This window comes from Rhodococcus sp. WB1 (assembly GCF_001700945.1).
Taxonomy (GTDB): domain Bacteria; phylum Actinomycetota; class Actinomycetes; order Mycobacteriales; family Mycobacteriaceae; genus Rhodococcus; species Rhodococcus aetherivorans.
This window is the reverse complement of sequence record NZ_CP015529.1, coordinates 5,386,628-5,413,085: the sequence shown is the minus strand read 5'-3', so window position 1 is coordinate 5,413,085 and position 26,458 is coordinate 5,386,628. Positions and strand designations below refer to the sequence as shown.

Below are 26,458 nucleotides of genomic sequence, written 5' to 3'. Positions count from 1 at the left end.
CAGGGTCAAACCTGATGTGACTCACTTCACGGAACTTTTGTTTCCGTACCCTAACCACCCCCTGTTACCCTTTCGATACCGCTGACCGCAGCTGATTTAATCGCTGCGGTCAGTTGTTATTTATGGGGTTTTTACGTTCGCGTGCTAGGTGATCCGGCCGCTCTCAGATTCCTGTGGTGCCCCGCGGATACGCCGCCGTGACGTCCGTCAGCACGTTCACCAGATACGGCACCCCGGACGCGAAGGCCCGGTCCAGCGCCGGACCGAGCTCCCGCGGATCCGTCACCAGCTCACCGCCCGCCCCGAGAGCGGTCGCGACCAGGTCGTACCGCGTGCCCGGCGCCAGGTCGGCTGCCACGTCGTACCCGTACAGCAGCTGCATCGGTCCCTTCTCGAGTCCCCACGCCGAGTTGTTGCCCACCACGATCACCACGGGCAGCTCGTGCCGCACGAGGGTGTCGATATCCATCAGCGACAGACCGGCAGCACCGTCGCCGAGCAGCAGCACCACCTGACTCGACGGCCGCGCCACCCGCGCCGCGACGGCCGCGCCGAGCCCGGCGCCGAGACAGCCGTACGGCCCCGGATCGAGCCACTGCCCGGGCCGCTTCGGCTCGACGAACTTGCCGGCGAACGACACGAAGTCGCCGCCGTCGCCGATGACCACGGCGTCTTCGGCCAGCCGCGGCAGCAGTTCGCCGTAGATCCGGGCCGGGTGGATCGGATCGGCCTCGGCGGCCAGCAGGGCGGCGTCGCGCGCCGCGGCGGCAGTTACTTCGTCGCGCAGTCCGGTCACCCAGACGTCCGTGTCCGGGCGCGACGACAGCGCCGACAGGATGCCGTCGAGGCACGCCGTGAGGTCGCCGGACACCGAGCCGGCGAGTTCGGCGTGTGCCGACACCTGACCGGGGGAGTCGGCCACGTGCACCACCCGGGCCGTGGGCGCGCCGTCGCGCCCACCGAACCGGCCGTAGCCGAGGCGGAAGTCCAGTGGGGTGCCCACGACGATCGCCAGGTCGCAGGTCCCCACCGCGGTGCCGCGGGCCTTGGTGACGAGGAGGGGATGGCCACCCGGGACCACCCCGCGGCCCATGCCGTTGGTGATCACCGGGATGCCGGCCTCGTCGACGAACCGCAGTGCCGCCTCCTCGGCGTGATCGGCCCACACGTCGGTACCCAGCACCAGCAGCGGCCGCCGTGCCCCGGCGAGCAGGGCGGCGATCTCCGCCAGCGACTCGGAGTCGGGCTCGAGCCGGACCGCGGCCGGCGGCGACGGACGCGGCAGGGTGGCACGGCCGAACAGTTCGTCCATCGGCACGTCCACGAACGCCGGCCCCCGGTGCGACGTGCGGGCCGCCGTGAACGCCTCGTCGACCAGCGGGCCGACGCGATCCACGGTCGCCGCCGTCTCGGACAGCTTCGTGACGGTGGACAGCAGCGGCGGCTGGTCGAGTTCCTGCAGGCTGCCCGTGCCCCAGCGGGCGTTGGGTGCGCGGCCGCCGAGCACCACCAGCGGCGACCCCGCGAAGTACGCCTGGGTGACGGCACTGACGCCGTTCGTCACGCCCGGCCCGGCGGTGAGCACGGCCAGCCCGGGATGCCGCAGGAGCTTGCCGGTGGCCTCGGCGGCGAACACCGCGGTCTGCTCGTGGCGCACGTCGATCAGCCGCATGCGTGCTTCACCCTTGACCGCGGCGTCGTACAGCGGGAACACGTGCGCGCCGGAGAGGGTGAACATCGTCTCGACGCCGTGGGAGCGGGCCACCGCCGCGGCGTGATCGCCGCCGTGCCCCTCGAGGTCCGGGCTCATGGCGCGAAGGGTACGGCCGAGGGCACTGCCGTGGGGCGGGTTCGGGGGAACACGAGCGTGGTCGCCGGGCCGGGGGTCCGGGGCGGAGGCCGGCTTCCGATCGAAAGTTGTTGTAGTACAGCTGGAAAGACACACCGGTGGATGCGTCACGCCCCTCGCCGGGTCGCGAGGCCGACCACGGCGTCGCGCAGGCCCGTCCAGTGCTCGGCGGTGGTCACCCGGCTCGCCGCGTACGACGCCCGCACGAGAAGCCGGGTGGCGCGTCGCCGGGCCCGGTCGTACCGGCCGAGCGCGTCGCGCACGTCGAACCGGGCGAGCAGATCCGCGAGGGTGGCCGCGTCGACGATCGCCTCGCAGGCACCGCGGCCGAGGTTGGGGGTCATGGCATGGGCGGCGTCGCCGAGCAGTGCGACGTTGCCGCGCACGTACGACGGCAGCGGCGGGGACTGGTAGATCTCGTGGTGGAGCACCGTCGCCGGATCCAGGCGGTTCAGCACGTCGCGCACGGCCGGATGCCAGTCGCCGAACCGGGCGACGAGGTCGTCGACGCCGCCGGTGGTGCCGGCCGGCGCGCGGACGGCGGCGAACCAGTTGATCAGGCCGCCCTCGCGGGGCGTGATGCCGAACAGCGCACCCGCCCCCCACGTCTCGGTCGCGGTGTCCACGGTGCCGTCCACCCAGCCGCGCCACGCCGCGATGCCGGCGTGGACGGGCCGGTGGTCCGGGCCGAAGAGGGCGTCACGGGTCGGACTGCCCAGGCCGTCCGCGCCGATCACGATGTCGTAGCCGGCGAGCTCGGTCAGCGGCGGAGCGGGCCGGCCGAGCCGTACCGCCTCGTCGGGCAGGCCCGCGGCGAGCAGGCCCAGCAGGGCCGGCCGGGAGAGCAGTACGGCGGGACGCCGGGTGCGAAACCGTGCGAGCTCGCGGCCGTCGGGCCGCATGATCGCGCCGCGGTCCAGTGCGACGCCGAGCCGCTCGACGCCGCCGCCGAGCCCTGCCGAGGCGAGTGCGTCGAGCGCGGCCGGCCACATTCCCAGGGCCGTCCCGGTGGGCGGCAGCGCGGGGGAGCGCTCGAACACGTCGACGTGCCAGCCCCGCCGGATCAGTGCATTCGCTGCGGTGAGCCCGCCGATGCCCCCGCCGAGGATCGCGGCCTTGCCGCCGTTGTTCCTGGTCATGAAGTCAAGGTACTACGGATGTAGTGTCATGTCACTACTGTTGTAGTGTCGAGATGTGACCGACAAGCGCGCAGCGGTGCTCGACGCCGCGATCGACCTGCTCGGCCGGGAAGGGTTGCGCGGGCTCACTCATCGCGGGGTGGACGCGGCCGCCGGCGTGCCGGCCGGTTCCACGTCGAACTACTTCCGCACCCGCCGGGCCCTGCTCGAGGGCGTCCTCGACCGCCTCGTCGAGCGCGACCGGGCCGACGTCGCCGTCCTCGGCGGCGGAAACCTCCCGCGCACCGAGGAGGAGCTCGTCGACATGCTCGCCGGGTACGTGATGTTCGCGACAGGCCCCGATGCCGTACGTACCCGCGCCCGGTTCGCGCTTTTCGTCGAGGCCACCGCCTCGCCGTCGCTGCGACGGTCCGTGCAGCGACGCCGCGACGAACTGCGGGGCATGGGTCTGGCGGTGCTCGCCGCCCTCGGATCCTCGGATCCCGTCGCCGGGGCGCGCGTGCTCACCGACCACCTCGACGGGATGATCCTGCACCGTCTGACCTCGGACGATGTGGATCTCGACCCGCGCGACGACCTCCGCCGGATGGTGCGCGCGCTGCGGTGACGAGGCGCGCCGCCCGGTCGTGCGTCAACCGCGTGTTAACGGGCGGTCACCGGCTCGTTAGGGATGGATAGGATAGCCTTGGTTGCGTCGTCCCCCGGCGGCTGACATATCGTTGTACGCAACACGGTGGACACACGACGTCCAAGCCGACCGGGAGGTCCGGCCCGAGCTGCCGAAAATTGGCACCCGCATCGTCGCGGAAGGGCGGATACTGAACGGTGATCGGTGCCGATCCACCACGTGTCGGTACTTGCTCACGCAAGTAGATGGCCATCAGCGCTGCTGGTCGTCGCTGCAATCTAACGCAACGAAGGCTAGGTATGAAGCATCTTCCCGGGCCGCAAGGGCTCTACCACCCGGCGAACGAGCACGACGCCTGTGGTGTCGCATTCGTCGTCGACATGCATGGTCGCCGCAGCCGGGACATCGTGGAGAAGGCGATCACCGCTCTGGTGAACCTCGAGCACCGCGGCGCGGCGGGCTCCGAGTCGAACACCGGCGACGGTGCCGGCATTCTCATCCAGGTCCCGGACCGCTACCTCCGTGAGGTCGTCGACTTCGACCTGCCGCCGATCGGCTTCTACGCCACCGGCATCGCCTTCCTGCCGCAGGACGAGAAGGCCGCCGACGAGGCCGTCGCCGCGGTCGACGCGATCGTCGCCGAGGAGGGCCTGCAGGTCCTCGGCTGGCGCGAGGTTCCCGTCGACCCCTCCGACCTGGGAACGCTGGCCCGGCAGGCGATGCCGAGCTTCCGCCAGATCTTCATCACCTCGCCCGACCGGACCCTCGGTGGCCTGGAGCTCGAGCGGCGGGCCTACGTGGTCCGCAAGCGCACCGAGCACGAGCTCGGCCGCGAGGGCGCCGGCCAGGACGGCCCCGGCAGCGAGACGGTGTACTTCCCGAGCCTGTCGGCGTCGACCTTCGTCTACAAGGGCATGCTCACCACGCCGCAGCTCGAGGGCTTCTACCGCGATCTGCAGGACGAGCGCGTCGAATCGGCGCTGGGCCTGGTGCACTCGCGCTTCTCCACCAACACCTTCCCGTCGTGGCCGCTGGCGCACCCGTTCCGCCGTGTCGCCCACAACGGCGAGATCAACACCGTCACCGGCAACGCCAACTGGATGCGTGCCCGCGAGGCGCTCATCGACTCCGACGTGTTCGGCGGCCGCGAGAAGCTCGAGAAGATCTTCCCGGTCTGCACCGAGGGCGCGTCCGACACGGCCCGCTTCGACGAGGTGCTCGAACTCCTGCACCTCGGCGGCCGCAGCCTGCCGCACGCCGTGCTCATGATGATCCCCGAGGCGTGGGAGCGGCACGAGTCCATGGACCCGGCCCGTCGCGCGTTCTACGAGTACCACGCGGCGCTCATGGAGCCGTGGGACGGCCCGGCGTCGGTGTGCTTCACCGACGGCACCGTCGTCGGCGCGGTCCTCGACCGCAACGGCCTGCGCCCGTCGCGCGTGTGGGTCACCGACGACGGCCTCGTGATCATGGCCTCCGAGGTGGGCGTGCTCGACATCGAACCGCAGAAGGTCGTGCGCAAGCTGCGCATGCAGCCCGGTCGCATGTTCCTCGTCGACACCTCGCAGGGCCGCATCATCGACGACGAGGAGATCAAGAGCGCCCTCGCCGCCGAGCACCCCTACCAGGAGTGGATCGACCAGGGCATCGCCCGGCTCGAGGATCTGCCCGAGAGCAAGTACACCTACATGTCGCACGAGCGGGTCGTGTTGCGGCAGCAGGTGTTCGGGTACACCAGCGAGGAGGTCAACCTCCTGGTCAAGCCGATGGCCGCGACCGGCGGCGAGGCGCTCGGCTCGATGGGCACCGACACCCCCATCGCCGTGCTCTCCGCGCGTCCGCGAATGCTGTTCGACTACTTCTCGCAGCTGTTCGCGCAGGTCACCAACCCGCCGCTCGACGCCATCCGGGAGGAGGTCGTCACGAGCCTGGGCGGCATGCTCGGGCCCGAGGGCGACCTGCTGAACCCGACCGCCGACTCGTGCCGGCAGATCCTCGTCTCCGCGCCGGTCATCGACAACGACGACCTGCAGAAGCTGATCCACGTCAACGACGACGGCAAGTTCCCCGGCTTCAACAGCGTCATCATCCGCGGCCTGTACCCCGTCGCCGAGGGCGGCGAGGGTCTGCGCCGCGCGCTCGAGAACATCCGCGGCGAGGTCTCCGAGGCCATCGAGAAGGGCGCGCGCCTGATCCTGCTGTCGGACCGCGAGTCCGACGAGAACCTCGCGCCGATCCCGTCGCTGCTGCTCACCTCCGCGGTGCACCACCACCTCGTCCGCGAGAAGACCCGCACCAAGGTGGGCCTGCTCGTCGAGGCCGGCGACGCCCGCGAGGTGCACCACATCGCCGCGCTGTGCGGTTTCGGTGCGGCCGTGGTCAATCCGTACATGGCCTTCGAGACCATCGACGAGCTGCTGCAGAACGGCGACCTGCCGGACGGCATCACCCTCGACAAGGCCCTCGCGAACTACATCAAGGCCGCCTCGAAGGGCGTGCTCAAGGTGATGTCCAAGATGGGCATCTCCACGCTCGCCTCCTACACCGGTGCGCAGCTGTTCCAGGTGATCGGCCTCTCGCAGGAGGTCGTCGACGAGTACTTCACCGGGATGCAGTCGCAGCTCGGCGGAATCGGCCTCGACGAGATCGCCCAGGACGTCGCCGCCCGGCACTCCCTCGCCTTCATGGACCGTCCGTCGGAGCACGCCCACCGCGAGCTCGAGGTCGGCGGCGAGTACCAGTGGCGCCGCGAGGGTGAGTTCCACCTGTTCAACCCGGACACGGTGTTCAAGCTCCAGCACGCCACCCGCACCGGGCAGTACTCGATCTTCAAGGAGTACACCAGGCTGGTCGACGACCAGTCGGAGCGGCTCGCGTCGCTGCGTGGCCTGTTCGAGTTCCGCAAGGGTGCCCGCCCGGCGGTGCCGCTCGAGGAGGTCGAGCCGGCGAGCGAGATCGTCAAGCGGTTCTCCACGGGTGCGATGAGCTACGGCTCGATCTCCGCGGAGGCGCACGAGACCCTCGCGATCGCGATGAACCGCCTCGGCGCCCGCTCGAACTCCGGTGAGGGCGGCGAGCATCCGGACCGCTTCACCCCGGACGCGAACGGCGACTGGCGTCGCTCGGCGATCAAGCAGGTCGCCTCCGGCCGGTTCGGTGTCACCGCGCACTACCTGACGAACTGCACCGACATCCAGATCAAGATGGCGCAGGGCGCCAAGCCGGGTGAGGGTGGTCAGCTGCCCCCGCACAAGGTGTACCCGTGGGTCGCCGAGGTGCGTGGTTCGACGCCGGGCGTGGGCCTGATCTCGCCGCCGCCGCACCACGACATCTACTCGATCGAGGATCTCGCGCAGCTGATCCACGACCTGAAGAACGCCAACCCGCAGGCCCGCATCCACGTGAAGCTGGTCTCCGAGATCGGTGTCGGCACCGTCGCCGCGGGTGTGTCGAAGGCCCACGCCGATGTGGTGCTGATCTCCGGTCACGACGGTGGCACCGGCGCCTCCCCGCTGACCTCGCTCAAGCACGCGGGTGCGCCGTGGGAGCTCGGCCTCGCCGAGACGCAGCAGACGCTGCTGCTCAACGGTCTGCGCGACCGCATCGTCGTGCAGGTGGACGGGCAGATGAAGACCGGCCGCGACGTGGTCATCGCCGCCCTGCTCGGCGGTGAGGAGTTCGGCTTCGCCACCGCTCCGCTGGTGGTGTCCGGCTGCATCATGATGCGCGTGTGCCATCTCGACACCTGCCCGGTGGGCGTGGCGACGCAGAACCCGGTGCTGCGCAAGCGGTTCACCGGCAAGCCGGAGTTCGTCGAGAACTTCATGCTCTACATCGCCGAGGAGGTGCGCGAGTACCTGGCCGAGCTGGGCTTCCGCTCCCTCGACGAGGCGATCGGCCGGGTCGACATGCTCGACACCACCAAGGCCGTCGACCACTACCGTGCCTCGAAGCTGGACCTGTCGCCGCTGCTGGAGCAGACCCGTTCGCCGATCTTCTGCGAGCAGGACCTGCACTGCACCAAGGAGCAGGACCACGCCCTGGACAAGGCGCTCGACAACGAGCTCATCACGCAGGCGAGGCCGGCGCTCGAGTCGGGTACGCCGGTGACGATCGAGACCAAGATCGCCAACGTCAACCGCACCGTCGGCACCATGCTCGGCCACGAGCTCACCAAGGTGTACGGCGGGGAGGGCTTGCCGGACAACACGATCGACATCACCTTCACCGGTTCGGCCGGCAACAGCTTCGGCGCGTTCGTGCCCAAGGGCATCACGCTGCGGCTGTTCGGCGACGCCAACGACTTCGTCGGAAAGGGCCTGTCCGGTGGCCGGATCGTCGTCCGCCCGCCGCTGAACGCGGCGCCGGGCTTCGTCGCCGAGGACAACATCGTCGCCGGCAACGTGATCCTGTTCGGTGCCACCAGTGGCGAGGCTCTCATCCGCGGCGTGGCGGGTGAGCGGTTCGCCGTGCGTAACTCGGGTGCCACGGCCGTCGTCGAAGGCGTCGGCGACCACGGCTGCGAGTACATGACCGGTGGCAAGGTGGTCATCCTGGGCAAGACCGGCCGCAATTTCGGCGCCGGCATGTCCGGGGGTGTCGCGTTCGTGTACAACCCCGATCGCGACTTCGAGGACAACCTGAACACCGAGTTGGTCGATCTCGAGGACCTCGAGGGCGAGGACTTCCTCTGGCTCAAGGGCGCCATCGAGCGCCATCGTGACGAGACGGGCTCCGAGGTTGCAGCCCGCATTCTGGCCGACTGGTCGCAGCAGGTCAGTCACTTCGCGAAGGTCATGCCTCGCGATTACAAGAAGGTACTCATGGCAATCAAGGACGCCGAGATTCGAGGCGCGAACGTGGACGAGGCGATCATGGAGGCGGCTCGTGGCTGATCCGACCGGTTTCCTCAAGCACGGCTCGCGCGAAACCCCTGTGCGCCGGCCGGTTCCGCTGCGGCTGCTCGACTGGAAGGAGGTGTACGAGCCGTTCCCGCTCGACACCCTCCAGGTCCAGGCCAGCCGCTGCATGGACTGCGGTATCCCGTTCTGCCACAACGGTTGTCCCCTCGGGAACCTGATTCCCGAGTGGAACGACCTGGCCTACAAGGGTAAGTGGAACGACGGCATCGAGCGCCTGCACGCCACCAACAACTTTCCGGAGTTCACCGGCCGGCTGTGCCCCGCACCGTGTGAGGCCTCCTGCGTCCTGGGCATCAACCAGGACCCGGTGACCATCAAGCAGGTCGAGGTCGAGCTCATCGAGAAGGCCTTCGACGAGGGCTGGGTCGCGCCGGTCATGCCGTCGAAGCTGACCGGCAAGAAGGTCGCGGTCGTCGGCTCCGGTCCGGCGGGTCTGGCTGCAGCGCAGCAGCTCACCCGCGCCGGCCACGCGGTGACCGTGTTCGAGCGCGAGGACCGCATCGGTGGTCTGCTGCGCTACGGCATCCCCGAGTTCAAGATGGAGAAGGCCGTCATCGACCGCCGCCTCACGCAGATGGAGGCCGAGGGCACCGTCTTCAAGGCGGGCGTCAACGTCGGTGTCGACATCACCGCCGACGAGCTGCGCGAGCAGTTCGACGCGGTCGTGCTCGCCGGTGGCGCCACCGAGGCCCGTGACCTGCCGATCCCCGGTCGTGAGCTCGACGGCATCCACCAGGCGATGGAGTTCCTGCCGATCGCCAACCGCGTGCAGCTCGGCGACCTGTCGGAGCCGACCATCACGGCGAAGGGCAAGAAGGTCGTCATCATCGGTGGCGGTGACACCGGCGCCGACTGCCTCGGCACCTCGCACCGTCAGGGCGCGGCCAGCGTGCACCAGTTCGAGATCATGCCGCGTCCGCCGGAGCAGCGCGCCGAGTCGACCCCGTGGCCGACCTACCCGCTGATGTACCGCGTGTCCTCCGCGCACGAGGAGGGCGGCGAGCGCGTGTTCTCCGTCAACACCGAGCAGTTCGTCGGCAAGGACGGCAAGGTCGCCGCCCTGAAGGCGCACGAGGTGAAGATGGTGAACGGCCGCTTCGAGAAGGTCGAGGGCACCGACTTCGAACTCGAGGCCGACCTGGTGCTGCTCGCCATGGGCTTCGTCGGCCCCGAGAAGCCGGGCCTGCTCACCGACCTCGGCGTGGACCTGAACGAGCGCGGCAACGTCGCCCGCTCGACGGAGTGGGCCACCAACGTCGACGGCGTCTTCGTCGCCGGCGACATGGGCCGTGGTCAGTCGCTCATCGTGTGGGCCATCGCGGAGGGTCGTTCCTGCGCGGCGGCGGTCGATCGGTACCTCGAGGGTGCAACGGTGCTCCCTTCGCCGATCACCACCACCACGATGCCGCAGCGCTGAGCGCTGAGGTAGCAGAACCCACGACGGGCGCGCCCACCGGAAATCCGGTGGGCGCGCCCGTCCCGTTTCGTCCGTTCGGGACGGTTCGCGCGTTATGGTCGTGCGCATGGGTCACCGGATCACGAGACGATCACTTGCGGCAGGAATGCTCGGGGCCGGAACCCTGGCGGCGCTGGCGGCCGCTCCCGCCGCCGCGCAGGCCCCCGGCGAGTGCGTGCGCAACGTCGGCGGCGCCGTCACCGTGAACGGCACGCCGCAGGCGCCGCCGGTGGTCGGGTACGACGGCCTGCGCCTCCTCGGAGTCGATGGGGGAGCGGGGAACTCGTGCATCACGAACGTGGGTCCGGGCGGCGTGTCGGTGACCGTCCCGCCGCGCCCGGCCGCCGGTGCGGCCGGTGAATCCTCCGGCGCGCCCGTCGAGATGCGCGTGGACGGCGGTAACGGCAACGTCGCGGTCACCAACCTCGGCGTCGGCACGGTCACCGTCGACCGCGACCGCACTCTCGCCGGGCCGTCGCCGTCCCCGGAGCGGCCGGCGGCGTCCCCGCTCGCGGGCCTCACCCCCGAACTCACGCTCGACGCCGGCACCGACGGCGTCTACGTGACGAACATCGGCGCCGGCAACGTGACGATCGCGGACCACGATCCGACCGTCGGACCGCTGCCGGCGGAGCTGCTGCCTCCCGGTGTCGTGGTCACGGATCCGTTGACCGGCAACGTCTTCGTCACCAACATCGGCGGCTCGGCGGTGACCGTCGTGGACCGTCCTGGGCAGCTGCAGCGCGTGGTGGACCGCGGCACGGTGGGGACGGCGGTCGACTACGGGGCGGGGAACGTGTTCGTCACCAACATCGGCGGAGGAGTGGTGACCGTCCTGCGCGAGTAAAGATGCTCTCCCATCCCGTTCATCTTTGTGTCATATTTCTTAGGCATCATTTCGTGACGGAGTCGAGATCGGCAGGAGACCTCAGGGGGCCGTGGTGGGGTTGAGAAGTGCGTTGACGCTGGTGGCGGTCGCCGCGGCGACCGTGGTGGGGTCGGTTGCGACGGCGCCCGCGGTCCAGGCCGACCCGGCCGGATGCCCGAAGCTACAGGTCGTCGCCGTGCCCGGCACGTGGGAAACCTCGAATACTCCCGATCCTCAGCGGGGCAACGGCATGCTCGCCGCGGTCACCTCCGGCCTTCCCGCCGGCACCCGGGTGGACTACGTCCGGTACGCCGCGACGGCGTTCCCGTGGGAGGGTGAAGTCTACGGTGCCTCGCGGCAGGAGGCCGTCGACAACGCCCGCGGCATCGTCGCCGCCACCGCGGCCGCGTGCCCCGGCGCCCGGTTCGCCCTCGTCGGCTACAGCCAGGGCGCCGACGCGGCCGGCGATCTCGCCGCCGAGATCGGCACGGGCTTCGGCGTGGTCCCGCCGCATCGGCTCGCCGCGGTCGGCCTGCTCTCCGACCCGCGCCGTTCCGAGGCGGACATCCTGGTCGGCCCGCCCGTCGCGGGCAACGGCGCCGGCGGGCCCCGCATCGGCGGGTTCGGGTTCGTCAGCGGCGATGTCCGCACCTTCTGCGCCGTGGGTGACCTGTACTGCTCGACGCCCAAGGACGATTTCGTCACCCGCGCCGCCGGATTCCTCGCGATGGCCTCCGGCGGCGACCCGTCCGCCGTCGACCGGTACCGCGCCGAGGCCGACGCCATCTACCTGGACCTGATGAACGCGGGCGGTCTGCCCATCCTGCAGTCCCAGCTCACCGAGCAGGCCAACGACGAACGCGAGATCAAGCTCCGGCAGTTCTACGAGTCGCAGATCCACCAGGACTACTCCAACTACGCGGTCGACGTGAGCGGCACCTCGGCGACGACGTGGCTGCGGAACTGGCTGGCTTCCAAGGTCTGACGCCGGCCGGTCCGCGAGCCGCGTCGTGCGCGCACGGTGATGCCGCGCGACGGGCAGGGCGGCGCCTGGAGAGCCGCTACAGCGGGCGATCGGATCCTCGATCCCGGTGTTCGTCGGCCGGCGCCTTCAGCAGCCGGTCCAGTTCGTTCCCGGCCTCGTCGTACCCGGCGTCGGAGATCCGTTGCAGCTCGCGCAGGTCGCCGGCCGCGGCCGCGCGCCGAGTGAGCAGGAACCCGGCGCGCACGGATCCCTCGTCCAACAGTTCGTTCAGCTCCCCGAGGTCACCGGCTGCGTCGGCGAGGTCGGCCAGCCGGTCCAGAGCGGTCTCGCTGCCCGCATCGGCCAGTTCGCGCAGGGTCTCCCGATCGAAGTTCGTGTTCGCCATGACTCCATCGTGCAACCCTGCCCCAGGGGAAAGGTCAAGTGGGACGATGGCCGGGTGATCACCATCGGGCAGCTGGCCGGGTACGTGGGTGTGTCGATCAAGACCGTCCGCGTCTATCACGACAAGGGGCTGCTCCCCGAGCCGAACCGCGATGCGTCCGGCTACCGGCGGTACGGCGCGAACGACGCCATCGACCTGATCAAGATCCGGACGCTCGCCGAAGCCGGCGTCCCTCTGGCCCGTATCCGTGATCTGAGATCAGCGACCGACGAGGAGTTCCAGCAGGCGCTGCGCGAGATCGACGACGAGCTCACCGCCCGCATCCGTGGCCTGCGGGCAACGTAAGGGCGCCTGCGCCAGCTCGCCGCCGGGCATCTGACACCGCTGCCCCCCGAGGTCGATACCCATCTGGAGCGCCTGGATCGTTGGGGCTTCACGCCTCGATGGGTGGAGCTGCAACGCGACCTGTGGATCCTCGTGTTCGCCACCCACCCGGACCGCGCGATCGCACTGTTTCACGACCAAGCCGAGATCCTGGCCGACCCGGCGCTGCGGCAACTCTTCCTCGACTACGACCACGCGCACGACCTCGACGCCGACGATCCCCGCATCGACGACCTCGCCCGCCGGATCACCGGGGCGACCCGGGAACGCTACGGCAGGGACGAACTACCGGAGCTGGATGAAGCCTCCGATATCGCCGCACTCATCCAGGGCGCGGTCAACGCCTCGTCCCCGGCATGGCAGCGACTCGACACGCTCATCCGCACAGAACTGGACCCGTGACTCGACGTTGCGGACAACGGTGAATCCGTCGGCGCTCGCCGCGCAACGACAGGGCAAACGTCGCAGGATGCGGTGCTCGTGGAAAGTGCTGCTGCACAAGCTGATCTGCGTTCTCGCTGGTTCCCCTGTGCCAGGGCGGGTGTGGCTCGCAGGAGTAGACGGGTATGCCGGTGTCGGCGGTGAATTCGTGGTGACGGGCGGAGATGTCCGACAGATCGCTATAGGCTCGCACCGGGCTTTCCGAAAACCAGTGGTACGTCTCCAGCTACGAGAGGACCATGATGGGCTACATCGCCGTCGGCACCGAGAATTCCACCCCGATCGAGCTCTACTACGAGGACCACGGTTCCGGGCAACCGGTGGTACTCATCCACGGCTATCCGCTGAGCGGCACGTCGTGGGAGAAGCAGACCGCCGCATTGCTCGAGGCCGGCTACCGCGTCATCACCTACGACCGTCGGGGCTTCGGACGCTCGAGCAAGCCGACGATCGGCTACGACTACGACACCTTCGCCGCGGACCTCCACACCGTCCTGTCCACCCTCGATCTGCGGGACGTGGTTCTCGTCGGTTTCTCCATGGGCACCGGTGAGGTCGGCCGCTATCTGGGGACTCACGGCTCGCAGCGGGTGGCGAAGGCGGCCTTCCTCGGCTCCCTCGAACCGTTCCTGCTGCGCACCGACGACAATCCGACCGGTGTACCCCGGGAGGTCTTCGACGGACTGCGGGCCGCGGTCGAGGCGGATCGGTACGCCTTCTTCACGGACTTCTTCCGGAACTTCTTCAACACCGACGACTACCTCGGCACCCGGCTGAGCGAGGAGGCTCTGCGAGCCAGCTGGCAGGTGGCCGCGGGGGCCTCACCGTACGCGTCGGTCGCCGCCCAGCCCACCTGGCTCACCGACTTCCGCGAGGACATCCCGAAGATCGACGTGCCGGCACTGATCGTCCACGGCACCGCCGACAACATCCTGCCCATCGACGCCACCGCTCGGGAGTTCGCCAAGCGCCTGCCCGCCGCCGACTACGTGGAGATCGAAGGCGCCCCGCACGGGCTGCTGTGGACGCACGGCGAAGAGGTCAACGCGGCCCTGCTCGAGTTCCTCGCCAAGTAGAACGCCGTGCGGGGCTGCGCCGGCCGGTGCAGCCCCGCACGGCGCTCATCGGTCCGGCTCGAAGCGTGCGCCGAATCGCATCGCCGGCGGGGCGAGCCGGCTGATCCACTGCCGGGCCTTCGCTTCCGGCATCACGGTGACCAGGGCTCGGTTGTGCCGCACCGCGGCGACGATCGCCTCACCGACCTTCTGCGGTGGGTAGCTTCGGGTGCGATACAGCGCCGTGACCCGCTCGCGGAGCTTGCGCTGCTCCCGGACGCCGAGTCCCACCATCTCGGCGCTGGGAACCAGGTTGGTGCCCACCAGCCCCGGACAGATCGCGCTCACGCCGATCCCGTGGCCCATCAGTTCCGCCCGCAGGCAGTCCGTGAACATCAGTACCGCGGCCTTGCTCGTCGAGTAGGCGACGAGGCTTTTCTGTGGGGTGAACGCGGCCGCCGACGCGACGTTCACGATGTGCCCGCCGGTGCCGCGCTCGAGCATCTGGTCCCCGAACGCCCGGCACCCGTACACCACACCCCAGAAGTTGACGTCCATGACGTGCTCGAACGTCTCCTGCGGTGTGCCGGTGAAGGTGCCGATCACGGCGATGCCGGCGTTGTTGACGAGCACGTCCGGCACGCCGTGCTGGGAGCGGACCGTCGCGGCGAACCGCCGCACCTGCTCCTCGTCGGCGACGTCGAGTTCGTACGCGTGCGCGCCACCGCCGTACACCGCTCGGGAGCCGCCGGCCTGGGGGTCGGGCGTGTTGAGCATCTCGGCGGTCTCGCGGGCGGTGTCGAGGTTGCGGTCGGCGACCACGACGATCGCCCCCACGTCGGAGAAGGCCCGGGCCGTCGCACGGCCGATGCCGCTGCCCGCCCCGGTGACCACGGCGAGCGTCCCGGTCAGGTCGTGCAGGCGCTGATGTACCACTGTCCCTGCGCGCCATCGGCGCATCTCCGCGATCCGCGATCCCATGGGTTACATCTTCCTCGCCCGGGCCGCTCGTGCACGGCAAGCGCGCGCGGTACCGTCGAGAGATGACGGAACTGCGCGTGGTGGCGACCATTCCGGCGAAGCCCGGGTCGGAGGATGCGGTGCGCGGCGCGCTGGTGGCGCTGGCCGCCGCGAGTCGCGACGAGGACGGCTGCGTCTCGTACGAGTTGTTCGAATCCGCCTCGGCGCCCGGCACGTTCGTCACGGTCGAGGTCTGGACGGGTCAGGAGGCGTTCGATGCGCACATGACCTCCCGGCACATCACGTCCGCCTTGGCGACCGTGGGGGAGCATCTCGCGGCCGCCCCGGTGATCCATCCGCTCACGGTCGTGGCCTAGCGGCTCGACCGGTCCGATCTCACCCGTTCTCGACGTCGGTGGACGGGCCCTCCTCGGTGGCGCCGCCTTCCCCGGACCACTCGGCGGGGTCGGACAGGACGTCGTCGTCGGCGCCCGGGGCTCCGCTGTCGGTGTCGGCGGTTGCCGGGTCACCGTCGCCGTCGGGTCTGGTCATGTCGCCTCCTGTGGCAATCGTGTCGGGCCGGGCCGTTCGGGCCCCGGCCCGTATGCGTTCGGTGTACCCGTTCGGCACGCGAGTACGCCTGCCGGTGCCGCACCGGAACGCGGCCGATGCGGCACCGGGCCGGTTCGCGGCCGGGGTCCTACAGCGAGTGCTTGCCCTCCGGAGCAGGCGGGACGATCGGCGCGCCCGCGGCGGGGGAAGTGACGGCGGGCCCACCCCCGGCGGCGCCGGGCGCCGTGTTGCCGCCACCCGGGAGGTGGGCCTTCTCGGCGGCCTTCTTCGCCAGGTCGCCGGCCTTCTCCTGCACCTGCGGTGCCTTCTCCTGCACGGTCGCCCTCGCTTCGGTGACCTTCTGCTGCACGGCAGGCTTGTTCCACAGTTGCGCGGACTGATCCCGCATCTTCTCGTAGGTGTCGCGCCCGGCTCTGGTACCCAGCACGAAGCCCACGGCGGCGCCGGCGGCGAAGGTCAGAACTCTCATCATGGCAATCTCCTGCTCGTCGAATCTCGGTCGTGAGGCCCGGCATCGTCGACGCCGGCCAGCGGTCGCCCCCGACGGATACTCACCGCCCGGTCGGCTGCGCCCTCGCGGAGCCCGCGTCGTCGCGGCTCCGCCCACCCCGTACCGATACCCGGATCCGGTCCGCTTCACACCGGTCGCGACGAACTACCGGCATCCGTCCGGATTCAGACGCGGAGCATGTCGCGCACATGCCCGGTCTCGTTGACCGATGCGGCCCGCCGGGCGCCGTTACGGGAGACGAGGATGCGGGTCACCGACGTGTACTCGATGGGGAACATCAGCGGCCGGTCGAGCCCGAGCAGATCCTGGAGCAGAACGTTGATGACGCCCCCGTGGGCGAACACGGCGACGGTGTCCCCGTGGTCGCAGGTGTCGACGATGTGCTGCGTGGCGGCGAGAACGCGGGTGCGGAATTCCTCCGCATCCACGAAATCGGGCAGCTGACCGGCGCGGATGCGCGCCACGGCATCCGGCGCGAGTTCCTGCGCGACGTGGAACGGGATGTAGTGGTCGAGGTGGTAGTCGTACTCCGCCAGGCCCTCGAGCTGCGTGATCGGTAGTCCCCGGATCTCGGCGAGCGGCGCCGCGGTCTCGAGGGCGCGGCGCTGCGGACTGCTGAACAGCCGCGCGATGCGGTAGGGCTCGAGCGCGGTGGGCAGCCGCGCGGCCTGTGCGTGGCCCTCGTCGGTCAGCGACGGGTCGGCGCGTCCCTCGCTGACCCGCGCGAGCTCGGGTAGGGCGTGGCGAATAAGGAGAAGCTGCACGTCACCACGATCCCACGGCGACCGAACGCGCGCTCGGTCGACCCGGTGTTTCACGTGAAACCGGGGCCTCAGCGTCGAGCGCGCGGCTTGGCGAGGGGGAATGCGAGGGACTCGCGGATGCTGCCGCCGGTGACCAGCATGACGATCCGGTCCACGCCCATGCCGAGGCCGCCCGTGGGCGGCATGGCGTGCTCGAGTGCCTGCAGGAAGTCCTCGTCGAGCTCCATGGCCTCCTCGTCGCCGCCCGCGGCGAGCAGCGACTGCTCGGTGAGCCGGGCACGCTGATCGATCGGGTCGGTCAGCTCGCTGTAGGCCGTCCCCAGCTCGATACCCCACGCGACGAGGTCCCATTTGGCGGCGACGAGCGATTTCGTCGGGTGCGGGCGCGTGAGCGGGGAGACCGATGTGGGGAAGTCGGTGTAGAAGGTGGGGAACTCGGTGCGGGATTCGACGAGATGCTCGTACATCTCCTGCGCCGTCGCGCCGGCGTCCCACTCGGGGTTGTACGGGATCTCGTGCTCGTCGCACAGCCGGCGCAACTCCTCGACGGGGGTCTGCGCGTCGATCTCGGTGCCGAGTGCCTCCGAGACCGCCCCGTGGAACGTCTTCACCGGCCACTCGCCGGAGATGTCGATCTCGACGGGCCGCCCGTCGGGGCCGGGCCGGACGATCACCTCGCGTCCGTGGGCCGCGACGGCCGCGGCCTGGATCAACTCGCGCGCCAGCACCCGCATGACCTCGTAGTTCGCGTGTGCCTCGTAGGCCTCGAGGATCGTGAACTCCGGGTTGTGCTTGAAATCCGCGCCCTCGTTGCGGAACACCCGGCCGATCTCGAAGACCCGTTCCATACCCGCCACGCACAGGCGCTTGAGGTACAGCTCGGGTGCGATCCGCAGGTACAGGTCCAGGTCGTAGGCGTTGATGTGGGTGGTGAACGGTGCGGCGTTGGCGCCGCCGTGCACGGGCTGCAGGATCGGTGTCTCCACCTCGAGGTAGCCGCGGGCCTGCAGCTGCTCGCGCAGCGACCGCACCACCGCGCTGCGGGCCGTGAGCAGCCGGCGCGCGGTGCGGTTGATCGCGAGGTCCACGTACCGTTGGCGTACCCGCGCCTCGGGATCGGTCAGGCCCCGCCACTTGTCGGGCAGCGGGTGCAGGCACTTGCCGTCCAGCCGCCAGTCCTCCGCGAGCACCGAGAGCTCGCCGCTGCGGCTGCGGCCCGTCACCCCGCTCACCTCGACGAGATCGCCGAGGTCGAACACGAAGCGGCGGCCGCCGACGCGGCCGCGGTCGACGAGGATCTGCACATCGCCCGACCAGTCCCGCAGCACCGCGAACAGCACGCCGCCGAAGTCCCGGAGCCGCAGGATGCGGCCGGCGATCCGCACCGCGGTGCCCTCGGGTGCGGCGACGGCCGTCGCGGCGGTGTGCGACGGGGGGTTCGCCACCGGGTACGGGTCCACGCCCGACTCCACGAGCCGCTCGAGCTTCGTCATCCGCACCCGCACCTGCTCCGGCCGCCGGGGACCGGTGCGCGACTCCGGCGTCGGCTCGACGTCGGGGGCGGCACCGTCGTCGTGCAGGGTTCCGGACTCGACGAGCGCCGGGGGAGCGGACGTCTGCGTCCCGGTGTGGCGGCGGGCGCTTCGTTCCCGGCCGAAGCTGGGCAGCGTGAGGAAGCCTTCGGCGATCGCCGACGCGATCCCGACCCGGGGCAGCACCCTGTTGTCCGCGAAGCACAGGAACCGCGGCGCCCACTCGGGCTGGTACTTCACGTTCGACCGGTACAGCGCCTCGAGCTGCCACCAGCGGGAGAAGAACACGAGCACCGAACGCCACAGCCGCAGCACCGGACCGGCGCCGATCCGTGCGCCCTCCTCGAACACCGAGCGGAACACCGCGAAGTTCAACGAGATCCGCGTGATCCCGAACTCGCCGCCGTGGGCGGCGAGCTCCGACACCATCATCTCCACGACACCGTTGGGCGCCTGCGGGTTCCGGCGCATCAGATCGAGCGACACGCCGTCGGCCCCCCACGGCACCAGCGACAGGATCGCCACCACCTCGTCGTGGGACATCGCCTCCACGAGCAGGCAGTTCCCGTCGAGCGGGTCGCCGAGACGCCCGAGGGCCATCGAGAATCCGCGCTCGGTCTCGGTGTCCCGCCATTCGTCCGCGCACCGCATCGCCAGTGTCATCTCCGCCTCGGGGACGTCCCGATGCCGGCGGATGCGCACCGTCACCCCCTGCTTGTGGGCACGCGAGACGGCCTGGCGCACGGGCCGCATCTCCCGGCCGGAGAGCGAGAATCCGGCGGTGTGGAGGATGGCCTCGTCGCCGAGTTGCAGTACCGACAGACCGGCCCGGCGGTAGGCGGTGGCGCCGGCCTCGCTCGCACCCATCACGGCCGGCGCCCAGCCGTAACCCCGAGCGAGCGCGAGCCACTCGTCGATCGCGTGCGGCCACGCCTCCGGATTGCCGACGGGGTCACCGCTGGCGAGGCACACCCCGACCTCCACGCGGTAGGTCACCGCGGCCTTACCGCTGGGCGCGAAGACGACCGCCTTGTCGCGGCGGGTCGCGAAGTAGCCCAGCGAATCGTCGCCGCCACGCTCGAGCAGGCCCCGGATCGCGGATTCGTCGCTCCCGGTCAGTGCGTTGGTCGCCCGTTGCGACCGGAACAGCACGATCACCGCCGCGATCAGCGCCAGCGCCCCCAGCAGGCCGAGCAGGGTGTTGACGAATCCGTGTGGGCGCCCGCTGAACTGGTCGTTGTCGAGCAGGGACAGGGCGGTCACCCGGTTGACCGCCCACAGCAACCGCTCGTCGGACGGCAGGGTGCCGGGGAACAGTTCCACGAGCCCCCACCCGATCAGGGTGCCGACGGCGAGCCCGGCGACGAGGACGCCCAGCGATTTCCACACCGCCCCGCGACGAACCCGCGTGTAGAACTCCGGATACGCCGCGAGCAGGAGCCCGACCGCCGCGACCTGCAGCACCAGACCGATCGCCGCGTCGATGCTGCGGTCCGACACCGCCACGAATCCGTTGTAGATCGCGAATCCGGCCAGGTACACCGTGAGGATCCACCACGCGATCCGCTTGCGGCTCGCCAGTGCCGCCGCGAGCAGGCCGAGCACCAGCGCGTACGACAGGCTGGTGTCGGGCGCGTCGAACAGGTACGTGTCCACGTATTCCCGTGGCGTATGGACGAAGTAGCGCAGGGTGGGGGAGATCGACCACAGCGCCACCGCGACGGCGAAGATCCCGAGGGTCAGGCCCACCACGTGGGGGACCGAGTTCAGGCGGCCGCGGGGCCGGGCAGGCAGGTGGGGGTGCGCCGCAGGTGCCGCAGCAACGTCCGCTGACATGCGTCGACGGTAGCGCCGCCCGGGACGTCGTGCTGCTCGGAACCGGGATTTGGTTACGAATCCGTCGTGCCGGACGTCCGGCGGCGCTGCTCGGACCGCCCCGCTTCGTCCCGCGCGAGTGGCTTCACGGTTCGAAGCGGTATCCCATTCCCGGTTCGGTGAGCAGGTGGCGAGGGTGCGCAGGATCGGGTTCGAGTTTGCGGCGCAGCTGCGTGAGATACACCCGCAGGTAATGGGTCTGGGTCGTGTAGGACGGCCCCCACACCTCTTCGAGCAGTTCCCGTTGGCCGACGAGCTTGCCGCGGTTGCGCACCAGCATCTCGAGCATCCCCCACTCGGTGGGGGTCAGGTGCACCGGTGCACCGTCGCGGGTGACCTTCTTCGCGACGAGGTCGACGGTGAAGTCGTCGGCGTCGATCGTCGGTTCGGTCGTGTCCGAGGTGGTGCCGGCCCGGCGGACCGCGGCGCGGATGCGGGCGAGGAACTCCTCCATCCCGAACGGCTTCGTGACGTAGTCGTCGGCTCCGGTATCGAGGGCGGCCACCTTGTCGAGGGCGTCGGTGCGTGCCGAGAGGACGATGACGGGGGCCGTGCACCAGCCGCGCAGCCCGGCGAGCACTTCGATCCCGTCGAGGTCGGGCAGGCCCAGGTCGAGGACGATCACATCGGGATGCTGCTGGGCGGCGGCACGGAGGGCGGAGTGTCCGTCGCCGGCGGTGATCACCTCGTACCCGCGTGCGGCGAGGTTGATGCGCAACGCACGCAGGATCTGTGGTTCGTCGTCGACGACGAGGATGCGGGTCATCGCGGCACCCTGGCCGGCGCGGCGGCGAGCTCGACCACCATGGTGGTCCCGCCACCGGGTGTCTCGGTGGCGGTGACGGTCCCGCCCATCGCTTCGGCGAATCCGCGGGCGACGGTCAACCCGAGCCCCGCCCCGCGGCTGCTGCGGTGGTCCCCGGCGCGGGGAAAGGCGGCGAAGACGTTGCCGGTGTCGCCGGGTGCGAGTCCGGGACCGCAGTCCGCGATGGTGACGGTGGTGCGGTCACCGGAGGTGCCGGCGCCGACGCGGATCGGACCGGTGGGTGCGTAGCGCAGGGCATTGTCGAGAAGATTGGCCAGGACCCGTTCGAGCAGCCCGCTGTCCGCAGCGACCACGGTGTCGTCGACGTCGACCTCGATGCGTTCGCGAACGTTGCGGGCGGTGTCCGAACCGCCGCTCGAAAGCGTGACCATGGCCCGGTGCACCACCTCGTCGAGGTAGACCGGCTGCAGGACGGGCGTGATCACCCCGGCCGCGAGCCGGGAGGAGTCGAGTAGATTCGACACCAGGCCGGTGAGCTGGTCGGTGGATTCCTCGATGGTCGCGAGCAGCTCCGCGGTGTCCTCGGGGGAGAACTCGACATCGGTGCTGCGCAGGCTCGACACCGCGGCCTTGACGGCAGCGAGCGGGGTGCGCAGGTCGTGGCTCACCGCCGACAGCAACAGCCGCCGCAGGCGGTCGGTCTCGGCCAGGGCCGACGCCTGGGCGGCCTCGGCGGCGAGTTCCTGCTGCCGGACCAGTCCGGCGGCCTGTCCGGCCACCGCGGTGAGGATCCGGCGGTCGCGGGCGCGCAGCTGCGGACCACCGAGCAGGAGGGCGTACGCGCTGTCGTCGACCTCGCAGACGGTGTCGGCGGCCTGCATCGACGTCGGTGGCGCCGACCCGGCCGTCCCCAGGACCTGTGCCGGCTCCCGGTCGGTGCGGACGAGGCTGACGCCGTGCTGGGCGTAGGTTTCCCGGACCTTCTCGAGCAGCCGGGGCAGGTCCGCACCCCGCAGGACCGCGCCGGCGAACAGCGCGAGCAGTTCGGCCTCCTGGGACGCGAGCCGGGCCTCGCGGGCCCGGGCCGCGGCGGCATCGACCAGTGCGGCGACCGCCACGGCGACGACGAGCAGCACCACGGTGGTGACGAAATTGGCCGGCTCGGCGATGGTGAAGCTGTAGCGCGGCTCGGTGAAGAAGAAGTTCAACAGCAGGGCCGACAGCAGGGCCGCGACGATGGCCGGACCGATTCCGCCGAACAGCGCGACGGCGAGCACGACGACGAAATACAGCGTGTGCTGGCCCTCGAAGCCCGTGAAGTGGTCGATCAGCGCCATCACGCCGGTGGCGACGACGGGGATGACGAACGCCGCGATCCAGGACTGCAGTCGCCGCTCGTGGCGGCCCAGCAACGCCATCCTCGGCCCACGGGCGGTGTGCTCGTGGGTCACCATGTGCACGTCGATCTTGCCGGAGTCGCGGACGACCGCCGCCCCGATGCCCTCGTCGAGGATGCGTGCCCACCGCGGGCGCCGGGACGTGCCGAGCACCAGCTGGGTGGCGTTCACCTCCCGCGCGAAGTCGAGCAGCGTGGTGGGCACGTCGTCGCCGACGACGCTGTGCAGGCTTGCCCCCAGGCTCGCCGCCAGAGTCCGGACCTTCCCCATCTGCGGCGCCGAGACGCCGGTGAGCCCGTCGCCGCGGACGACGTGCACGACCATCAGTTCCGCACTCGCCTTGGCGGCGATGCGGCTGGCCCGGCGCACCAACGTCTCCGATTCGGGCCCACCGGTGACGGCGACGACGACCCGCTCGCGGGCCTCCCAGGTGTCGGTGATGGCGTGTTCGCCGCGGTACTTGGCGAGCGCGAGGTCGACCTGGTCGGCGAGCCAGAGCAGGGCGATCTCGCGCAGGGCGGTCAGGTTGCCCTCCCGAAAGTAGTTGCGCAGCGCGGCATCGACCTTCTCGGGCGCATACACGTTCCCGTGCGCCAGGCGCCGCTGCAGGGCCTGCGGGGTGATGTCCACCAGCTCCACCTGGTCGGCGCGGCGCACGACGTCGTCGGGGACGGTCTCGCGCTGCACCACGCCGGTGATCTGTTCGACCACGTCGTTGAGGGACTCGAGATGCTGAATGTTCACCGTCGACAGCACGTCGATTCCCGCGTCGAGCAGTTCCTCGACGTCCTGCCACCGTTTCGCGTGGCGGCTGCCGGGAACGTTGGTGTGGGCGAGCTCGTCGACCAGGGCGACGGCCGGCCGGCGGGCCAGCACGGCATCGAGGTCCAGTTCCTCGAACACCGCGTCCCGGTAGCCGATCCGTCGGGGCGGGACGGTCTCCAGGCCGGCCAGTTGTTCGGCGGTGCGGGCACGACCGTGCGTGTTCACGATCGCCACCACCACGTCACCGCCCCGGGCGATCCGCCGATGGGCCTCGCCCAGCATGGCGAACGTCTTGCCCGCGCCGGGGGCGGCACCGAGGTAGATCCGCAGCCGCCCCCGGCGCGACGCCTCGGGGGCGGCGGTGCGTGCAGTACCGGTCACGACGCCATCATCCACCCGAGGGGACCCCGTCGCAGTCGGGTGCGGTCAGTCCCAGCGCCACGTTCAGCTCGGGCACGTTCACTCGTTCGGCGCCGAGGAACCCGAGTTGCCGGCCCTCGGTGTGCGCGGCGACCAGCTCCCGGACCCGCTGCTCGGGGATGCCGGTGACCCGCGCCACCCGCGGCACCTGCACCGCGGCGTAGGCCGGGGAGATGTGGGGATCGACGCCGGAGCCGGACCCGGTGACCGCATCGACCGGAATCTCCTGCGGCGGCACCTGCTCGCGCGTGGCGATCACGGCACGCCGTTCGTCGACGAAGGCGGCCAGCACCTCGCTGCTCGGGCCCTGGTTGGACGGCAGCGCGGCGGCCGGGTCGCCCGGCGCAAAGGCGTCTGCGTCGGCGACCGAGCCGACGACCCGAGTGTGGAAGAACGGATCGGGCTCGCCGGGCGCGACCTGCGGGTCGACGCCGATCAGCCGGCTGCCGACGACGCAACCGTTCGTGTCGGTCAGTGGCGAGCCCTCGGCGCTCGCCGAACCGAGCCGTCCCACCGCCCACACCGCCGCCGGATAGGCCACTCCGACGATCACGGTCAGTGCGACCAGCATCAGCAGGCCGGCTCGCGCCTGCCGCATCAACCCTGCGAAGAAGTTACCGAATCCCATCAGTGTCACCCGATTCCCAGACGCACCACGAGGTCGATCAGCCAGATCCCGACGAACGGGGTGATCACCCCGCCGAGGCCGTAGACGAGCAGATTCCGCCCCAGCAGCGACGACGCGTTCGCCGGCCGGTACCGCACACCCTTCAGGGCCAGCGGTATCAGCGCCACGATCACGAGGGCATTGAAGATCACCGCCGACAGGATCGCGCTCTGCGGGGTGGCCAGTCCCATGATGTTCAGCCCCGCCAGTTGTGGGTAGATCCCGCTGAACAACGCGGGCAGGATCGCGAAGTACTTCGCGAGATCGTTCGCCAGCGAGAAGGTGGTCAGTGCCCCGCGCGTGATGAGCAGCTGCTTGCCGATCTCGACCACCTCGATCAGCTTCGTCGGATCGGAGTCGAGGTCGACCATGTTCCCCGCCTCCTTGGCCGCGGAGGTGCCGGTGTTCATCGCCACCCCCACGTCGGCCTGGGCGAGGGCGGGCGCGTCGTTGGTACCGTCACCTGTCATCGCGACCAGCCGTCCGCCCTGCTGTTCCGAGCGGATCAGCGCCAGCTTGTCCTCGGGGGTCGCCTCGGCCAGGAAGTCGTCGACCCCCGCCTCGGCTGCGATCGCCTTCGCGGTGAGGGGGTTGTCCCCGGTGATCATCACCGTGCGGATGCCCATCGCCCGCAGCTGGGCGAATCGCTGTGCCATGCCGGGCTTGACGACATCGGACAGCTCGACGACGCCGACCACCGATGCGCCGCGATCGTCGGATCGGGCCACCACGAGCGGTGTTCCGCCGCCGCGGGCGATGTCGTCGACGACGGTGCTCACCGCCTCGGGGATCCGTCCGCCCTGCTCGGCCACCCAGCGGGTCACCGCGTCGGCGGCGCCCTTCCGGATGCGGACCGGGATGCCGGCGTCTCCGGCGGTGTCGAGGCCGCTCATCCGGGTGTGCGCGGTGAATGCGACGAACTCGGCGGAGCGCTCGGCGCCCGACGGGCTCGGATCGAGGTGGAACCGCTCGGCGCACAACTCGACGATGCTGCGCCCCTCGGGGGTTTCGTCGGACAGGCTCGACAGCCTTGCCGCAGAAGCCATTTCGAGATCCGTGACGCCGGGAGCGGGGTGCAGTGCGGTGGCGCGCCGGTTGCCGTAGGTGATGGTGCCGGTCTTGTCCAACAGCAGGGTGTCGATGTCCCCGGCCGCCTCGACGGCACGACCGGACATGGCCAGCACGTTACGCTGCACCAGCCGGTCCATCCCGGCGATGCCGATCGCGGAGAGCAGGGCACCGATCGTGGTGGGAATCAGGCACACCAGCAGCGCGATCAGCTCGACCGGTCCCTGCTCGGCGCCGGCGTACGCACTCATCGGACCGATCGCGACGACCGCGAGCAGGAACACGATCGTCAACGCCGCGAGAAGGATGTTCAGGGCGATCTCGTTGGGGGTCTTCTGCCGGGCGGCCCCCTCGACGAGAGCGATCATCCGGTCCACGAAGGTCTGCCCGGGTGGTGCGGTGATCCGCACGACGATGCGGTCGGAGAGCACGGTGGTGCCGCCGGTGACGGCGCATCGGTCGCCACCCGACTCGCGGATCACCGGCGCCGATTCTCCGGTGATCGCCGACTCGTCGACCGTGGCGATGCCCTCGATCACGTCGCCGTCACCGGGGATCGTCTGACCGGTCTCCACCACGACGAGATCGCCCATGCGCAGCTCGGTGGCCGATACGGATTCCTCGGCGGCCGGACCGGTGAGGCGACGGGCTGTCGTGTCCTGCTTGACCTTTCGCAGGCTCGCCGCCTGCGCCTTGCCGCGCCCCTCGGCGACCGACTCGGCGAGGTTGGCGAACAGCACGGTGAACCACAGCCACGCCGCGATCGACCACGCGAACAGCGTGGGTTCGACCATCGCCGCGACGGTGGCGACCGCCGATCCGACCAGCACGACGAACATCACCGGATTCCGCGCCACATGCCGGGGATCGAGCTTGCGGATCGCTCCCGGCAGGGCCTCTGCCAGCTGACGGGGGCTGAACACGCCCCCGCCGACACGATGCGGGTGGGAGGTGATGGTCTCCCGGTGGGAATGAAGGTCGATGGTCACCGAAGTATCTCCGTGATCTCCGCCGCGGGGCGGGAGGACGAGCCGTGGTCGCGGCGCCG

21 protein-coding genes are annotated in these 26,458 nt (G+C 70.4%); 9 read left to right on the top strand and 12 right to left on the bottom strand.

The features are described 5' to 3' along the window. Positions 1-163: 163 nt before the first annotated feature. Positions 164-1,810 carry an acetolactate synthase gene (locus A4U64_RS24275; RefSeq protein ID WP_006942171.1) on the bottom strand — a complete coding sequence of 549 codons (1,647 nt, stop codon included), beginning with the start codon at positions 1,808-1,810 and terminating at the stop codon, positions 164-166. Between the two features lie 146 nt (positions 1,811-1,956). Beyond that, a complete protein-coding gene (locus A4U64_RS24270) occupies positions 1,957-2,988 on the bottom strand; it encodes an FAD-dependent monooxygenase (protein WP_029546828.1) in 1,032 nt (343 codons plus the stop codon). Between the two features lie 55 nt (positions 2,989-3,043). Between A4U64_RS24270 and A4U64_RS24265 the strand changes: the two genes are divergently transcribed. The 5 genes from A4U64_RS24265 (at position 3,044) to A4U64_RS24245 (ending at position 11,847) form a co-directional block, all read left to right on the top strand. After that, complete coding sequence (locus tag A4U64_RS24265; protein WP_006942168.1) at positions 3,044-3,595, top strand: TetR/AcrR family transcriptional regulator; 552 nt, start codon at positions 3,044-3,046, stop codon at positions 3,593-3,595. A 320-nt stretch (positions 3,596-3,915) separates the two neighbouring features. After that, positions 3,916-8,511 (top strand): glutamate synthase large subunit, encoded by a 4,596-nt coding sequence (gltB, locus tag A4U64_RS24260; RefSeq protein ID WP_006942166.1) that lies wholly within the window; start codon positions 3,916-3,918, stop codon positions 8,509-8,511. Continuing rightward, complete coding sequence (locus A4U64_RS24255; RefSeq protein WP_006942164.1) at positions 8,504-9,955, top strand: glutamate synthase subunit beta; 1,452 nt, start codon at positions 8,504-8,506, stop codon at positions 9,953-9,955. The genes gltB and A4U64_RS24255 overlap by 8 nt, the downstream gene beginning before the upstream one ends. Before the next feature lie 106 nt (positions 9,956-10,061). Next, positions 10,062-10,841 carry a YncE family protein gene (locus tag A4U64_RS24250; RefSeq protein WP_231385978.1) on the top strand — a complete coding sequence of 260 codons (780 nt, stop codon included), beginning with the start codon at positions 10,062-10,064 and terminating at the stop codon, positions 10,839-10,841. Positions 10,842-10,932: 91 nt separating this feature from the next. Then, on the top strand, positions 10,933-11,847 hold the full coding sequence (locus A4U64_RS24245; protein WP_006942159.1) for a cutinase family protein: 915 nt from the start codon (positions 10,933-10,935) through the stop codon (positions 11,845-11,847). Between the two features lie 76 nt (positions 11,848-11,923). Here A4U64_RS24245 and A4U64_RS24240 read toward each other — a convergent pair whose 3' ends face one another. After that, the gene (locus A4U64_RS24240; RefSeq protein WP_029546830.1) at positions 11,924-12,232 is read right to left on the bottom strand and encodes a hypothetical protein; all 309 of its coding nucleotides are present in this window, start codon (positions 12,230-12,232) and stop codon (positions 11,924-11,926) included. A 54-nt stretch (positions 12,233-12,286) separates the two neighbouring features. Here A4U64_RS24240 and A4U64_RS28630 point away from each other — a divergent pair, with 54 nt between their 5' ends. The 3 genes from A4U64_RS28630 (at position 12,287) to A4U64_RS24230 (ending at position 14,133) form a co-directional block, all read left to right on the top strand. After that, positions 12,287-12,577, top strand: a complete 291-nt coding sequence (locus A4U64_RS28630) for a MerR family transcriptional regulator (protein ID WP_196813342.1) — start codon at positions 12,287-12,289, stop codon at positions 12,575-12,577. A gap of 102 nt (positions 12,578-12,679) precedes the next feature. After that, on the top strand, positions 12,680-13,018 hold the full coding sequence (locus A4U64_RS28625; RefSeq protein WP_196813343.1) for a hypothetical protein: 339 nt from the start codon (positions 12,680-12,682) through the stop codon (positions 13,016-13,018). A 281-nt stretch (positions 13,019-13,299) separates the two neighbouring features. Next, on the top strand, positions 13,300-14,133 hold the full coding sequence (locus A4U64_RS24230; RefSeq protein ID WP_029546831.1) for an alpha/beta fold hydrolase: 834 nt from the start codon (positions 13,300-13,302) through the stop codon (positions 14,131-14,133). A 45-nt stretch (positions 14,134-14,178) separates the two neighbouring features. Here A4U64_RS24230 and A4U64_RS24225 read toward each other — a convergent pair whose 3' ends face one another. Continuing rightward, positions 14,179-15,093: an SDR family NAD(P)-dependent oxidoreductase gene (locus tag A4U64_RS24225; protein WP_006942155.1), complete on the bottom strand. Its 915-nt coding sequence runs from the start codon at positions 15,091-15,093 to the stop codon at positions 14,179-14,181. A gap of 62 nt (positions 15,094-15,155) precedes the next feature. Here A4U64_RS24225 and A4U64_RS24220 point away from each other — a divergent pair, with 62 nt between their 5' ends. Then, positions 15,156-15,449, top strand: coding sequence for a putative quinol monooxygenase (locus A4U64_RS24220; protein ID WP_006942149.1), 294 nt, complete (start codon positions 15,156-15,158; stop codon positions 15,447-15,449). 19 nt (positions 15,450-15,468) lie between these two features. On the opposite strand, the gene A4U64_RS28620 is transcribed toward A4U64_RS24220, so the two are convergent. The 8 genes from A4U64_RS28620 to kdpB form a co-directional block, all read right to left on the bottom strand. Continuing rightward, on the bottom strand, positions 15,469-15,624 hold the full coding sequence (locus A4U64_RS28620) for a hypothetical protein (RefSeq protein ID WP_006942148.1): 156 nt from the start codon (positions 15,622-15,624) through the stop codon (positions 15,469-15,471). Between the two features lie 148 nt (positions 15,625-15,772). Continuing rightward, positions 15,773-16,117, bottom strand: coding sequence for a YtxH domain-containing protein (locus A4U64_RS24215; protein WP_029546834.1), 345 nt, complete (start codon positions 16,115-16,117; stop codon positions 15,773-15,775). 203 nt (positions 16,118-16,320) lie between these two features. Beyond that, complete coding sequence (locus A4U64_RS24210) at positions 16,321-16,920, bottom strand: histidine phosphatase family protein (protein ID WP_006942144.1); 600 nt, start codon at positions 16,918-16,920, stop codon at positions 16,321-16,323. A gap of 68 nt (positions 16,921-16,988) precedes the next feature. Then, entirely contained in the window at positions 16,989-20,288 is a 3,300-nt protein-coding gene (lysX, locus tag A4U64_RS24205) for a bifunctional lysylphosphatidylglycerol synthetase/lysine--tRNA ligase LysX (RefSeq protein ID WP_065923248.1), read from the bottom strand. Between the two features lie 124 nt (positions 20,289-20,412). Further along, positions 20,413-21,093 carry a response regulator gene (locus tag A4U64_RS24200; RefSeq protein ID WP_050034277.1) on the bottom strand — a complete coding sequence of 227 codons (681 nt, stop codon included), beginning with the start codon at positions 21,091-21,093 and terminating at the stop codon, positions 20,413-20,415. After that, positions 21,090-23,636: a sensor histidine kinase gene (locus A4U64_RS24195; protein WP_050034278.1), complete on the bottom strand. Its 2,547-nt coding sequence runs from the start codon at positions 23,634-23,636 to the stop codon at positions 21,090-21,092. Before A4U64_RS24195 ends, A4U64_RS24200 begins: the two co-directional genes overlap by 4 nt. Before the next feature lie 7 nt (positions 23,637-23,643). Continuing rightward, positions 23,644-24,303, bottom strand: coding sequence for a potassium-transporting ATPase subunit C (locus A4U64_RS24190; protein ID WP_065923247.1), 660 nt, complete (start codon positions 24,301-24,303; stop codon positions 23,644-23,646). A gap of 5 nt (positions 24,304-24,308) precedes the next feature. After that, positions 24,309-26,399, bottom strand: coding sequence for a potassium-transporting ATPase subunit KdpB (gene kdpB / locus A4U64_RS24185; RefSeq protein WP_373566458.1), 2,091 nt, complete (start codon positions 26,397-26,399; stop codon positions 24,309-24,311). Positions 26,400-26,458: the final 59 nt, after the last annotated feature.